This is a genomic window from Methylobacterium radiodurans (assembly GCF_003173735.1).
Classification (GTDB): domain Bacteria; phylum Pseudomonadota; class Alphaproteobacteria; order Rhizobiales; family Beijerinckiaceae; genus Methylobacterium; species Methylobacterium radiodurans.
The window spans coordinates 4,200,680-4,214,581 of record NZ_CP029551.1 but is presented as its reverse complement, the minus strand read 5'-3'; the positions used below and the strand labels follow the sequence as shown (position 1 = coordinate 4,214,581).

Annotated in this window: 9 protein-coding genes; 4 read left to right on the top strand and 5 right to left on the bottom strand. The window is 69.6% G+C overall.

All coding sequences use genetic code 11. The features are described 5' to 3' along the window. Positions 1-3: 3 nt before the first annotated feature. Together cyoA and DK427_RS19775 are read right to left on the bottom strand one after the other, a co-directional pair. Complete coding sequence (cyoA, locus tag DK427_RS19780; RefSeq protein ID WP_245930642.1) at positions 4-1,125, bottom strand: ubiquinol oxidase subunit II; 1,122 nt, start codon at positions 1,123-1,125, stop codon at positions 4-6. A 210-nt stretch (positions 1,126-1,335) separates the two neighbouring features. Beyond that, positions 1,336-2,676, bottom strand: coding sequence for an MFS transporter (locus tag DK427_RS19775; protein WP_109952753.1), 1,341 nt, complete (start codon positions 2,674-2,676; stop codon positions 1,336-1,338). A gap of 718 nt (positions 2,677-3,394) precedes the next feature. Between DK427_RS19775 and DK427_RS19770 the strand changes: the two genes are divergently transcribed. The 3 genes from DK427_RS19770 to DK427_RS19760 all read left to right on the top strand — a co-directional run bounded on the left by DK427_RS19770 (position 3,395) and on the right by DK427_RS19760 (position 7,587). Continuing rightward, a complete protein-coding gene (locus DK427_RS19770; RefSeq protein WP_109952752.1) occupies positions 3,395-4,126 on the top strand; it encodes a Crp/Fnr family transcriptional regulator in 732 nt (243 codons plus the stop codon). A gap of 412 nt (positions 4,127-4,538) precedes the next feature. Then, on the top strand, positions 4,539-6,482 hold the full coding sequence (locus tag DK427_RS19765) for a S8 family peptidase (protein ID WP_204165199.1): 1,944 nt from the start codon (positions 4,539-4,541) through the stop codon (positions 6,480-6,482). Between the two features lie 10 nt (positions 6,483-6,492). Next, a complete protein-coding gene (locus tag DK427_RS19760) occupies positions 6,493-7,587 on the top strand; it encodes a ComEC/Rec2 family competence protein (RefSeq protein ID WP_109952751.1) in 1,095 nt (364 codons plus the stop codon). Between the two features lie 268 nt (positions 7,588-7,855). On the opposite strand, the gene DK427_RS19755 is transcribed toward DK427_RS19760, so the two are convergent. The 3 genes from DK427_RS19755 to DK427_RS26485 form a co-directional block, all read right to left on the bottom strand. Beyond that, on the bottom strand, positions 7,856-8,770 hold the full coding sequence (locus DK427_RS19755; RefSeq protein ID WP_204165198.1) for a hypothetical protein: 915 nt from the start codon (positions 8,768-8,770) through the stop codon (positions 7,856-7,858). Positions 8,771-8,804: 34 nt separating this feature from the next. Then, positions 8,805-10,286 (bottom strand): N-6 DNA methylase, encoded by a 1,482-nt coding sequence (locus DK427_RS19750; RefSeq protein WP_245930641.1) that lies wholly within the window; start codon positions 10,284-10,286, stop codon positions 8,805-8,807. Between the two features lie 896 nt (positions 10,287-11,182). Further along, positions 11,183-11,533 carry a hypothetical protein gene (locus tag DK427_RS26485; protein WP_162559852.1) on the bottom strand — a complete coding sequence of 117 codons (351 nt, stop codon included), beginning with the start codon at positions 11,531-11,533 and terminating at the stop codon, positions 11,183-11,185. Between the two features lie 611 nt (positions 11,534-12,144). On the opposite strand from DK427_RS26485, the gene DK427_RS19745 reads away from it, so the two are divergent. Then, positions 12,145-13,302, top strand: coding sequence for a patatin-like phospholipase family protein (locus DK427_RS19745; RefSeq protein WP_109952749.1), 1,158 nt, complete (start codon positions 12,145-12,147; stop codon positions 13,300-13,302). Positions 13,303-13,902 lie beyond the last annotated feature (600 nt).

The window sequence follows — 13,902 nt, the reverse complement described above, 5'->3', positions numbered from 1 at the left end:
GGATCAGTGCTTGTGGCGTTCGGAAGGGCGATTGTTCAACTGTGCCGGCGCGGGGCTCCTATCGGCGCCCGGTAGGGCGTTGCCCTGTCCCTGGTCGGGCTCGCCCTTGCGCTCGTTGACGCCCTCGCGGCTCAGGTGTTGGTCGCGGGGCATCATGCCCTCCGGCTGGACGGCGCCCATGGGCGGCCGGCCCGATGCCGGGAAGGTGGCGCCCGACGGCTCGTCACCGCTCCTCAGGCGGCGGTTGTCGTAATCGAGCCGCTCGCGGTTGGCCGCGCTCTCCAGGCCGGCGCCTCCCCGCTTGTCGATGTGGTGCATCTCGCTCGCGCACATCAGGTTCGGCTCGACGCACATGCCGAGGATGGCCTCGTACAGGCCGTTCTCGACGGAGGCGAAGTATCGGACCGGCTCCGCCTCGCTCGGCCGTTCGAGCTTGAGGAAGACTTCCCGGTTCAGGGGTGCTCCGGACGCCTTCGCCTTCGCCACCCACTCTTCGAAGCCCCACTCGCCGAGGCTCCGGAAGCCGAAGTTCATGCGGGAGAATCCGGACCCGCTGTAGTGGGCCGATTGCCCCCTGAACTCCCCCTCCTTGTTCATGACCGCATGGAGCTTCGTCTCCATGCCCGGCATGGCGTAGATCATGCCGGCGAGCGCGGGAACGTAGAACGTGTTCCACACGGAGGAGGAGGTGAGCTTGAAGACGATCGGCCGGTTCGCCGGGGCGGCCATCTCGTTCAGGCTGGCGATCCCGTATTCCGGGTAGAAGAACAGCCACTTCCAATCGAGCGCCACGACCTGCACCGTCAGGGGCTTCACGTCGGCCGGCACCGGCTTGTTGGGCGCCAGCCGGGAAAGGGGCCTGTAGGGATCGAGCGTATGCGTGCTGATCCAGGTCATGGCGCCCAGCGCGATGATGATGAGCAGCGGCACGGTCCAAATGACCACCTCGAGCTGCGTCGAGTGGTGCCAGTCCGGGTCGTAGGTCGCGTCCGGGTTCGAGGCGCGGTAGCGCCACCCGAACAGGAAGGCGAGCGCGATCACGGGAACGATGACCAGCAGCATCAGCGCGGTGGACGCCAGGATGAGGTTGCGCTGCTGGACGGCGACGTCCCCCGCGGGATTCATGACGATCAGGTTGCAGCCGCCAAGCAGTGCCGATGCCGCGATCAGCGCCAGGCCTCGCAGGGACCAGCGCGTGCGGGAGCCGCGTCGACCGCGAGCGCCGGGGGAGGGGGGAGCTGAAGGACTGGTCAGGGCGTTCACTCCATGGTCCCTCGCCGCGCGTACGGCGGCGAGCCTCGTTCGGACGGGGCGGGTTGGCTGCATCCGCGGAACTCAGACCTGCCTGACCTCGGACCGGGTCACGCCGAGCGCCAACAAGGTGGTCAGCGCTCCGGACAACAAGTACAGGCCGACGCAGGCGAGGCCGTATTGCGCCGACAGGAACAGGACGATCAGCGGCGCGAAGCCTGCACCGAGCAACCAGGCCAGGTCGTTGGTGAGCGCGGCGCCGGTGTAGCGGTATCGTTGGTCGAGGCGTGCCGTCACGGCGCCCGACGATTGGCCGTAGGAGAGGCCGAGCAGCGCGAAGCCGGCATTGACGTAGATCGTCTGGCCGATCGCGTTCTCCTCGAAGAGCAGCGGGGCGACGATGCTGCAGAGGGCGAAGACGGCGATCAGGCCGGCCGAGACCAGGAGGAGCATGCGACGGCCGATGAGGTCGGCGAGCAACCCCGAGGCGACGACCGCCCCGGCGCAGATGAACGCGCCGGAACTTTGCACCATCAGGAACTCGCCGGCCGACCGGTCCGTGAACAGGGTTATCCAGCTGATGGGAAAGACCGTCACGAGGTGGAACAGCGCGAAGCTCGCCAGGGGGATCAGGGCGCCGAAGACAAGCTCGGTCGAATGGTTGCGGACCAGCGGTACGATGGGCGAGGGCTCCAGCCGACGCCGTTCGAGGAGGCGCGAGAACTCGTCGGTGGCGACGAGCCGAAGGCGCGCGAACAGGGCCACGACGTTGATGGCGAAGGCGCAGAAGAAGGGGTAACGCCACCCCCATTCCAGGAAGTCGGCCTCCGATAGGTTGAGCAGGAAGAACGAGAACAGGACGCTGGCGAGGATGAAGCCCAGCGGCGCGCCGAGCTGCGGGATGGCGGCGTAGAAGCCCCGGCGCTCGACCGGGGCGTTGAGCGCGAGGAGCGATGCGAGGCCGTCCCAAGCGCCGCCCAGGGCGAGGCCTTGTCCGACCCGCAGGACGCCGAGGAGGTAAAGGGACGCGGCGCCGATCTGCGCGTAGCCCGGCAGGAACGAGATCGCCATCGTGGAGAAGCCGAGCAGGAACAATGCGACGGTCAGCTTGACGCCGCGGCCGTGCCGCCGGTCCAGAGCCGTGAAGATGACCGAGCCGACCGGCCTCGCGACGAAGGCCAGCGAGAACATCGCGAAGGAGTAGAGCGTCGCCTCGAGCGGAGGGGCGAAGGGGAAGAACACCTTGGGGAATACGACCACCGCGGCGATGGCGAAGACGAAGAAGTCGAAGTATTCCGCGGCCCGGCCGATGATGACACCGATGGCGATCTCGCTCGGCGCCACCTTGTGGTCGGTGGACGCCAGGCGCGCGTCGCGCTCGATCGGTGCGGAGGAGGGCGTTCCTTGAACCTGGTCTAGGGCCATCTGCGTGATCGCCTCCGTGGTCGGACGGTCCCGACATGCGACGGTGGATCCGAGCGGCACGTCGGACCCGGCCCCGATACGTTCCAAGCCCTGCTTACGGGCATACGTGGCGGACCTCGGAACGTGGCCCTCGCGGCGCTGCGCATCGCGTGCCGATGACGTCGCGCGGACTGACTTCGATGCGACCGTCGGGAATGGTCGGGGGGTGATGCGGCGAGGCCGCCGTTCGTTCGCTCGCTGGATCCGCCGGCACCGCTCACATCGCGCCGGCAACGTGGGACGGACCGGACGGACGCCAGGCGTTCAACCGCGCCTCCCTCGCTCGAAGGCTTTCCGCCTCTCCCGGCATCCATCGCTGGCAGCGCCGGACTGTCGGGTAAGCGGCCTGAACGAGTTCCCGCGGTTAGGGCTCTTGCGCCTGGGGCTGACGCATCATCGACGTCCGCGACCGTGTCCCGGACGCCGATGCACGAGGGGTGCCGCCGTGGTTGGGGACCGGCGGCGTACTTCCCGGTCCCGAAGCGGCCCGCTCCCGGAGCTCCCGGGCGTCCCAGGAGCGGATGGCCGAACGAAGGCTGGAGCCCTGGGTGCAAATCCATTCTCGGCGGTTGCGGTCGCGCCGACGTGAGCACAGGCCGCGTCGGCTCGTCTTTGACCGAGGTCAAAGAGCGACGGTGCGGAACTCCTCAGAAGGCGCCCTGCATCCCGGGAGCGACCCATGTTCAAGGAGGAGGCTGGCGCCGCGGGCGGACTGCTGCGCCGCCATGAGTTGTTTCACGCGCTCGACGAGCCGAGCATGGAGGCGGTGCTGGGCCGGGCGAAGGCGTCACGTCTTGGCCCCGACACGCTTCTTGCGAGGCAAGGGGACCCGCCTGGGGAGTTGATCCTACTCGTGGCGGGACGGGCGAAGCTCACCGCCGTGACCGACGACGGGCGGCAATCCACCATCCGGCTGCTGGGATCCGGGGACCTGGTCGGCTGCGCCGCGGTGTTCCGCGGGTGTCCCTATCCTGCGAGCGCCCTCACGTTGGGGACTTGCGAGACGTACGCCTGGCCGCGTGAGCAGATCCTCGCCCTCATGATGCATCACCCCCGGCTGACGATGAACGCCCTTGCCATCATCAGCGGTCAGCTCATGGACGTGGCCCATCGCGAGGCCCTGCTGAACGCCGAGCCGGTCCGGCGGCGGCTTGCGGCATTGCTCCTGACGCTGACGAGCTCGCAGGGCGGCGGCGCGAAGCACGAAGGCTTGGTCAGGATGACGCGCCAGGAGCTGGGTGAGCTTTGCGGCGCGACCTTCTTCACCGTCAGCCGCATCCTCTCGGGTTGGGCACGGGCCGGTATCGTCGCCCCGGGGCGGGGATGGGTCCACGTCGTCGATCGTTCGAGCCTCGCCCGCATCGCGGCTGGCGGAGCGCCTCCGAACGATGGCACGGGGCGCCACGCCTGATGAATGGTCGAGCGGCCGATGGCGAAGGCGCGAAAGCCTTCGGGGCTCGCAGGAACCCCGGGACGAGCCGCGCATCGTGCGACGGGGCATCCGCCCATGCCCGCTTCGGCCTTCCACGACGGCCTGGATGCCCCGTCGATCGACGAGGCTCGATCGACGCGATCCGGCGCCCGGCCCGGGTCCTCCGCATCGGAGCCCGTGCCTGCGCCGAGCATCTGCGCGAACAGGCCTCCAAGGGGCATCGGCCCAGTCGTTCGGTAAGCGCATGTACCGGCCCTGCCTGCGGATCATGCCGCACCGGAAACCGCCGCCCTCGATTTCCGGCGCCGGAGACGGCGCCTCGACTTCCAGCCACCGTTTACATCGCTGGTCCGGCGTGGCTGATTAGGGCTTTCGGGCAGGGGACGAGGGCATGGCGCGCCGGGTGCAGGCGACCGGTGACGAGGAGTTCCGCGCCCTGGTCTTCGCCACGTTCGGACATCAGCGCTTCACCCAGGACAGCGCCATCCTGCCCAACGTGTGGTTCGCGTTCCTCCGCGAGCCCGGTCGGCCGATCGACCTGATCCTGACGCCCTACTCGGGCTCCAGCCCCGGCGCGCTCGCGAGGAACCTGCGCGACAGGCTGGCCGCCGCCGACGCGCGTGCCGCGACGCGGGCGGAGGTCGCCTACCTCAACGGCGCGGTCTGCGCGCGCCTCGGCTTCAGGCAGCTCTTCGAGATCGTGGTGCCGATGACATCGTGGTGGATCCGCGTCTCCGCGCAGATCGGTCCGCTTGACGCATTTCACGACCGCTTGTTCCGCGGGACCGAGTACGACGACGAGATCGCCGCCGCCGTCTCGCGGACGGGGCAATGGGAGTTCTTCCGGTTCGCGGCGCTGGCGGCGACGGTCAGCCTGCGGGAAGACCCGGCGACCGTACGGACGGACCTCGCCCCGATCGAGGAGATCCTAGCGGGAGGGCGTCCCGGACGGCGGCGCCCGACGCTGCTGGCCGCGCAACCCATCATCGCGCGGTTCGTCGAGATGGCCCGCGCCATGCACCCCTATGGCGCCGGCGTCGATGCAGGGGGAGAGGGGACGGGCCAGGAACCGCGGATCTGGACGATCAACCGCAACAGGGAGGCGTCGGTCTCGGTCGGCGTCTCCCGCCGCACCGTGAAGGCCGACGCGGCCCACTGCGTCTTCAACCTGGACACGACCGGTATCCGCTGGGGAATCGTCGACGACGGCGTCGACGCGCGGCATCCCGCATTCCGGGATCGCAAGAGGCTGGAGACGGAACGCGTCCGCGACCCGGCCTTCGATCCCGAGGCGGGATGGGCAGCGGTCACGCGGGTTTCCGAGACCTACGACTTCACCTTCCTGCGGAGGTTGATCGCGACCGGGAGGATCCCGCGCAGCGAGAGCGGCGGCTGGCCCGACCGGCTGCAGGCGTCGGCCGAGACGCGACGCTTCCGCCGGCAGATCGAGGCGATGCGTCGTCGCTACGACGATGGCGGCGACCTCGACTGGACCACGATCCAGACGATCATCCGCGTGCCGCATGGGCCCGGCTATCGGCCACCCGCCTCGGCCCATGGCACGCACGTGGCGGGCATCCTCGCGGCGGATTGGCCACAGGAGGAGAACCCCGAACGGGACATCGACGTGCGCGGGATTTGCCCTGCCCTGGAACTGTACGACCTGAGGGTGTTCGGCGACGACGGGGCCGGAGGTGACGAGTTCACCATTCAGGCCGCCCTTGAGTTCGTCGGCTTCCTGAATAAGAACCGTCGCCTGCCCGTCATCCACGGCGTCAACCTGAGCTTGTCCATCCCTCACGAGGTCGAGAGCTTCGCCTGCGGGAGGACGCCGGTCTGCGAGGAATGCAACCGCTTGTCCGGACAGGGCGTGGTGGTGGTGGCCGCGGCGGGCAACCGCGGCTGGGTCACGGGCCGGGCGGATGACCACTTCGGGGACTTCCGGTCGATCACCGTGACGGATCCCGGCAACGCGCGCGAGGTGATCACGGTCGGATCGACCCACCGCATCGAGCCCCACACCTACGGCGTCAGCTTCTTCTCCAGCCGCGGGCCGACGGGTGACGGGCGGATCAAGCCCGACCTCGTGGCGCCCGGCGAGAAGATCCTCGGCCCGACCCCTGGCGGGGGCCTGCGCCGGCTCGACGGCACCAGCATGGCGGCCCCGCACGTGAGCGGCGCCGCGGCGCTGCTCATGGCCCGGCACCGCGAGTTGATCGGCGACCCACGCAGGATCAAGGAAGTCCTCTGCCGAACCTGCACCGACCTCGGGCGCGAACGCTACTTCCAAGGTGCCGGCCTGGTCGACGTGCTCCGCGCGCTCCAATCGATCTGAGGGGGCGGACATGGTCATCTTCGAGGCCCTGGACGCCGCGCACGGCGACTGCTTCCTCATTCACTTCGACGACGCCGACGGACGCAGGCGCCTCTGGCTCGTCGACGCCGGACCTCCATCGACCTACCCGGAACGGCTGTCTCCCCGTATCGAGCAACTCCGCGGCGGCCGCACGCTGCGCGTCGACCTCTGCATGGTGACCCATATCGACGACGACCACATCGGCGGCGTCCTCGCGCTGGTTCGGAGGGAAAGCCGTCTCGTCCTGGAGGAGCGGGTGGATGGTACGGTCGACCTCAAGGAGGTTTGGTTCAACAGCTTCGACGACATCGTCGGCGCCGCGAAACGGGTCGGCCGTGCCGCCCCGGCCGACATCCTCGACGCGCATCGGGCCGCGACCGCGGAGGTCGCGAGCTTCCAACAGGGCAGCGAGCTGCGCCGGACGCTCTCCGCATTGAGGGTTCCGATGAACGCCTCCGTGCCCGGAGGCCTGATTTCGGCACCGACGACCCTGCGGGAGCTGGCCGGCGCGAAGGTCACCGTCCTCGCCCCTCTCAAGGCGAGGTTGGACGCCTTGCGAGACAAGTGGGCAAAGGCGGCCGCCAAGCCGCGGGGCGCCCGGCCGGCGGAGCTGGCCGGGCTCTTTCGCGAGGACCTCGACACCTCCGTCCCGAACCTGTCGAGCATCGTCGCCATGGTGGAGGCGGGCGGGAAGCGCATCCTCCTGACCGGCGATGCCCGCGGGGACGACATCGTCGCCGGTTGGCAGGCCGCGCGGCAGGGGAGCGACCACCCGTTCTTGGTCGACGTCATGAAGGTGCCCCATCACGGCAGCGACCGCGGGATCACCGAAGGCTTCCTCCGGCAGTTCCCGGCCAGACACTACGTGATCTCGGCGAACGGCCGCGACGGCAACCCGAAGCCGGCGGTCCTGGAGCAGATCGCGTACACACAGGAGGGGAGGCCGTGCACGATCCACGTCACAAACGACCTGCCGCACGTGCGCGCGGCGATGGCGACGATACAGGGAAGGCCGGGGAACCGGATCGCCTACCGCGCGAGGGATGCGGCCGTCGATCCCTTGTCCCTGCGCATCGAGCTCTGAACGCCGGGGCGCGTCGCGGCCGCTCTTCGCGAGGGATGGCTTGCCGGGGCCGCACCTCGAGCGAGCCTTCCGGGCCGCGAGGAGTCGCGGCCGGCATCCGCTGGGGCCCGTCGTCATGAGCCACGCGTCATCCTCCCCGTCGGGCGGGAGCGGCACCCGGACGGTGCCCGCCCGGCTTCGTCCCTGAGATGGCGGCGGACGGGTCGGCCCGGCCCGACACGAACGGGTTCGGCGGCGCCGTCCGGGGCCATGCGGCGGCGCGAGACGGTCAGGGAGCGAAGCCGAACGGCTCCTCGGCCGCCCCATCGATCCGTGCCTCGTATCCGTCGGGCCGCGCCGGAAGGCGCCCGGTCCCCTCGGCGACGAAGGCCGGCGAGTCCGGCGCCCAAAGCCGCCGGCGCGTGACGGGCTTGAGGTCGGGCGCGCCGTACACGTAGCGTTCGTCGTACCGGAGGTAGAGCGTCGAGAAGAAGTTCCGGAGAAGGATGCGGCTGTCCGGGCCGGGGAAGCCGTCGAGCGTCTCGCCCGCGCGTTCGCCGTCGGGTTCGACGAGGGTGAGGGCGACGCTCTCGTAGCGGCTGACGTCGTCGCGTATGCCGCGACGGCCGGTGAGCTCGCTCAGGGCGTAGTGGAACCGCAGGATCGACTCGACCGGGCTGCCGCCGCGCCGAATGGCGATGTCGTTCGCGGCCAGCTGCCGACGCGGCGACGTCCCGGCCGCGGCCTCCTCCTCGGCGACGATCCCGGCCTCCCGGTTTGCCCGGAAGGCGAAGAAGTACCCGGCGACCAGGGCCGGGTAGGTGATGTGGATGTTGGTGCAGTCGCCCACCGCCTCCTCCAGCCTGTTCGTCAGGTTGCGGAAGGCCTTGACGGCGCCCTTGCAGGAGACGGCGAGCACCGGGCCAAGGCCCGGTTTCAGCACGGTCACGTCCACGTCCTTGGTCTTCAGGCCGCCGAGGATCGTGCGCTCCCCGCCCGTCGCGACGGCCGGGTCGTAGGAAAGTCGCCAGCCGTCGCGTTCCCGGGCGACCAGGGGAGGGCGGGGCGTGACCTCCTCGGGCAGGAAGCCGCCCTCGACGACGAGGCGGCAGGCCACGTACCAGTGGATCGGCTTGATATGGCGCTGGCTCTGCGTGGCGTCCTCGGAGGTCGCGAAGGCCCGGAAGGCGTCGCGCTCGTCCATCCACCGGCAGACGGACGGTGCGCGCGCCCCGCGCTCAGCCGGCACGGTGGCGCCACCGCCGCATGACGGCCAGGCCCTCGCGCAGCGCGTCACCGTCGGCGGGCCTCGGAAGGCCCGCCGGGGGCAGGGCGACCTGCGCGGCCTCGCGCGGTTCCAGCTTGAGGAGGCCTCCGCCGAGGGGATGGCCCTCGATCTCGCAGCTCAGGTCGACGAAGGGAGTGCCCCAGGTCGCCAGGCGTCGCCGGGATGCCGGATGGAGAAGGCGGACGCAGTGTACCGAGTTGGTGGCGGTGCAGCCCGCGTCGTTCCGCACGAGGGCCGGCCTCTCGCCGGACATGTAGGACAGGAAGTAGTCGGGGACCCGCACGTCCGGCACGGAGTGCCACGGCGAGCGGACACGGCACTTGTAGGCCGTGCGCGCGCGCCGCCCGGCCTCGCCGTCCAGGTAGGCCGTGACCGACGCGGGCAGCGCGGCTTTCTTGGGGAGCCGCAACAGCAGGACGGGCTCGTCGGCCGCCAGCCATCGCGCGACGTCGTCCGGCCCCAGCACGTTGCCGGAGAGGGCGCGGCCGTTGCGCACGGTCGGGTGCAAGAAGGTGTCGGGGATGCCGAGACGCCGCGCCTCCGACGGCCGGAGATGGAAGAAGTCGTTCGCGCCGCTCACGTAGCCGATGCCCACGGAGGCGAGTTCGCCCAGGCGCCGGGTACCGTCCGCATCGCGGACGCGGCGGTAGGCGTCCCGCGCAGATTCCGGCATCAGGAATGGGCGCAGGCGCCTACGCCATTCCGATCGCCACTCCGCGACGGCGACGCGCGCGAATGCGGACGGCGGCCCGCCATCCGCGTCGAGCCGGTCCACGGCGCTGAGGCGGATCTCGGGCGTGGAGCCCCCGTAGCCGTCGGCGAACAGGAGCCAGCAGTCCTCCGACAGTTCCGGGAAGAGCTTTTCCCGGATCGCGACGAGGTGGACCATGGCGAAGCGCCCGACGACGAAATCCAGGAGCGGCGCGGCATAGGGCGCGTGGCCGATCTCGGCAGGGACGACGAAGGCCATGCGGCCGCCCGGCCTGAGCAGGCCGGCCGTCGCGACGAGGAAGGGCGCCCAGGACGAGGTCAGGCCCGAGAACGTCGCGCCGAGCTTCCGGCACAGGCGCAGGGCGCGCTCGCGCGTCTCGCCGGAGAAGGCTTGGTAGCGGATGAAGGGCGGGTTGCCCGCGGCGCAGTCGAACAGATCCGCGGTCCGCTCCGCCCAAGCGAAGAAGTCGCCGACATGGATCTCGCCGCAGGGCGCGCGCTCCCGGGCGAGGCGGGCCGAGGTCCCGTCCCGCTCGATGCCGAAGCTGCGCGGGTGCAGCGCCAGGAAGCCGCCGTCGCCGCAGGACGGGTCGAGCAGGCGATCGTCGCGCTCGCGCACGGCCCACCGCACGAGGCACGCGGCGACAGGGTCCGGCGTGTAGTACGCGCCGGCAGCCTTGCGCGACATGGGCACGGGCGGATCGGTGACGTGGAGGGACACGGGCGGACCGAGATCCTCCGGGCCATGCTGAAGCGAATCCATGCCGCCAAGTTACCACGCGTCGCCCGGCTCGTGAGCCCCGGCGAGCCGCTTTCCACCGTCCGCGCCTACACGGATAGGCCGCGACGGGGTGCCAGACCGCCGGGAGGGGCCGCGGCGACCGGCGGGATCTCCGACGACCGTCGCCCGCTCCAGCGGACCCCGACCAAAACCCGATGGGGGTTTAAGGGAAGCGGCGAAAGGTTTCCCTTTGCCGGGCCCGTCGTTGCGCCCCTCCGGGGCAGCCTTGAGGCAGGTCCTCGTCCCTTCTCCTTGGGGACGAGGTTAGCTTCAGCCCGGGTCCGCCGAATGCCCGCGCCCGCCCCCGCATCCCGGCTTCCTCCGGGGGCTTACCCCGCCTCCGCAGGTGCGCGGAGGCGTGGTGCACGCCGGCAACCCGACCGCGGTCGTTGACCATGCCGTGCCGAAGGTCCTCGGCCGCAGGCTCCGATGGCTGCGCTTGAGCGTGAGACGGTCCGGGAGCTGGTCCTGCCGGCCTCCGGCCCGTACGCTGCGCCCTTCCGCTTCCACGGGGGCTGACGCGGCCCCACGCTTTCATCGCGGCAGGGTACTGGGGTCGGGGGTTGGGCACACGTCCCGTGCGACGCTCGTGTCGAGCGCAATCGGACGCAACGCCCGCCGTCGTATCGCACGCCTGGCGCCTGCACCGGACCCGGCGGTCTCTGCGCGCGCCGAACGGGCGGATGCGCGCCTGAACGGCGGCGGACGGATACTCGCCGTTCGCCGCGGTCGGGTCGCCCCGTGGCGGGAGCTCCGGCCGCCCTCGCCGGGCAAGCCTCCCATGCATGCCCCATTGCCGCCAGCGATCCGAAGACCTTTACAGGCATCCGGCGCGATCAGTAGCGGATGGGATCACCGTCGTGGAATGCGCAAACCTCGCCGCCTCCGACGATCGTTACCCGTTCGATATGGAAATTTGGTATGTTTCTCTTCGCATCCGAAACGAGCACACCGAACGAAGAAACCGCAGCTCGCATCGTGTCGGCAGTCAGGGAGACCGTCGAATTTGGCAGGAACTTCATCGAAGAGTCTCGACTATCAATTACCATTCCATGCCAGTCATGATCGCTCGCGATCCTCTTGAACTCCGTGTGAGGGGAGGGCGCGGTTTCTTCCAGGTCGTATGTTGCGACAAACTCAGGCATAATACCCCTTGTGGATTTGCCCGGCAGCTCCATCGCTTGCATCGGTTCCCCCGAATCGATCGGCTGGATACAGGGATACCGACACGCAGGCTCGGTTGCGAATCCTATGTACAACCTGTAGCGGGCTGCACGGTTTCGCTCGCATATCCGTTACTCGAAGCCCGTACATGCCGCTGACGACGGTCCCCGCCGACCTTGCCCGCCGTTCGAGAGCCCGTCGCCGGACCGTTTGCTCCTCGTGCATCTCGGAACGGCGGGGGCGGGCTGCACGCGGAGACTGCGAACATCCGGCCTACCCGGTCCGCCACCATCACCAAGCTTGCCTGCGATGCGGCAGGCCGTCATCGGACGGCTCCTCGCAGCCCCGCTTCCGCCGATGCGATGCCCAAACCGTCAGGAGGGCTTTCGATTGCCTTCCGACCTCGAAGTGTCCCGGCAGTGCCGGAAGGAAGGTCCGTGCCGGAGGTTATTACGAATGCAGCCGTCGCGGATCGGCGTCGATCGCGCGGGAAGCGCCTGGCCCGAACGCGGCCGGCATCCTCCGAGCAGCGGGATGTCGGACTTGCGCCGCGCGTACGTCCGCTTATCGTTGCGGCCGCGGCTGCACGACGCCTTGAAGATTCGGCGGGGTGGTCGAGCGCGGGAGGTCGTCCATGCCTGTGGATCCGCGGTTGTCCGATGAGCCCGCAGGGGGCCCCGAGCCCGGCATCGCGCTTTGCCTCTCCGGCGGCGGCTACCGCGCGATGGTCTTCCATCTCGGAACCCTGATCAGGCTGAACGAGGCCGGGATCCTCGGGAAGCTGTCGCGCGTGTCCAGCGTCTCGGGCGGCTCGATCACGGCGGCGGTCCTTGGCCTGCACTGGCGCGAGCTGCGTTTCGAAGATTGCCGTGCGACGCGGCTCGACTTGGTCACCGACAAGGTCCTTCGCATGGCTTCGACCGACGTCGATGCCGGCGCCATCGTCGGCGGCATCCTGCTGCCGGGCACCATCAGCGACCGCGTTGCCGCCGCGTACGACCGCATCCTGTTCGACGGCGCCTCGCTCTCCGACCTGCCCGACGACGGCGCGGGCGAAGGACCGCGCTTCGTGATCAACGCGACGAACGTCCAGACGGCGGCGCTCTGGCGTTTCTCGCGGCCCTACATGGGCGACTACCGCGTAGGTCTCGTCAAGGATCCGGACGTGCGGCTGGCAACCGCCGTCGCCGCCTCCTCCGCGTTTCCACCCGTCCTGTCGCCGCTCGAACTGGAGGTCCGGCAGCCGTATGCGGACGACATCCCTGCGGAGTTGGACTCCCCGGCTTACCGGGAACGGGTGACGCTCAGCGACGGGGGCGTGTACGACAACCTCGGGCTGGAAACGGCCATCAAGCGTTACGAGACCCTGTTCGTGAGCGACGGCGGCCAGAAGGTCGCCGCCGAGGAGCATCCCGCGACCGACTGGGCACGCCATGCGGTCCGCATCCTTGACGTCGTCGACAACCAGGTCCGCAGCCTGCGCAAGCGCGGTTTGATCGACGCGTTCCGACGCGGTGCGCGGACGGGAGCTTACTGGGGCATCCGGACCCGGTTCGAGGATTACGGGACGCGTACGGACCCGCTGGGTTGCACGTCACGCGACCCATCCGACCTGGCGGCCACTCCGACGCGGCTACAGGCCATGCCACGCGGGCTTCAAGAGCGCCTGACCAACTGGGGCTACGCCATCTGCGACGCCGCCCTGCGCACGCATGTGGACGACGATTTGCAAGCCCGCCTGGGCGTGCAGATCGGCGAGCCGCGAGGCTTCCCCTACCCGCGGGCCTATTGACCGATCCGCGTCGGCGCGCCCGTTCGTCGGCCGAGGGCACCGGCAGGGCCTCGCGGCGTGGGCGCGGGGACCTTCAGCCATGTGGCGAGGTCAGCGCGAACTCCGACCAATCGGCAGGCCCGAGTGCGCCGAGGGTCATACGGCTAAGATCCAAGCAGCCAACCGGCCGGTTGCTCGAACTCCCGGCCGATACGAGGGCGTCCAACGCAGCTACTATGTGCCCAGCACGTTTTCGAAAACACAGGCAGAATAGTAACTGCACTGGTCACCCACGCCAGCGCATGAATGCCCAGCAAGCACTTGGTAGATATGTGATTTTTCCCGAACTGCGAGCGACGGAGCCGAGACCCTCCGTGCGGGTGGCGGGTCGAGGCCGAAGCAGAGAGCGGCATTCCAGCCCTGCCAAACCGTCGGCCAAGTCAGGATAGGCGGTGCAGGCGCCGCTAGGCTACCTCGACGTGACGGGTGTCGTTAGCGACCTGCACATGCCGCCGAACGTGCCCGCGGACAGGTTACCGAGCGCCTGCTGAACATCCAGCCATCTCAGTGCTTCTCAACCATGCCTGTGGCGGGACCGCGGTATGGAGCGCCACAACGTTG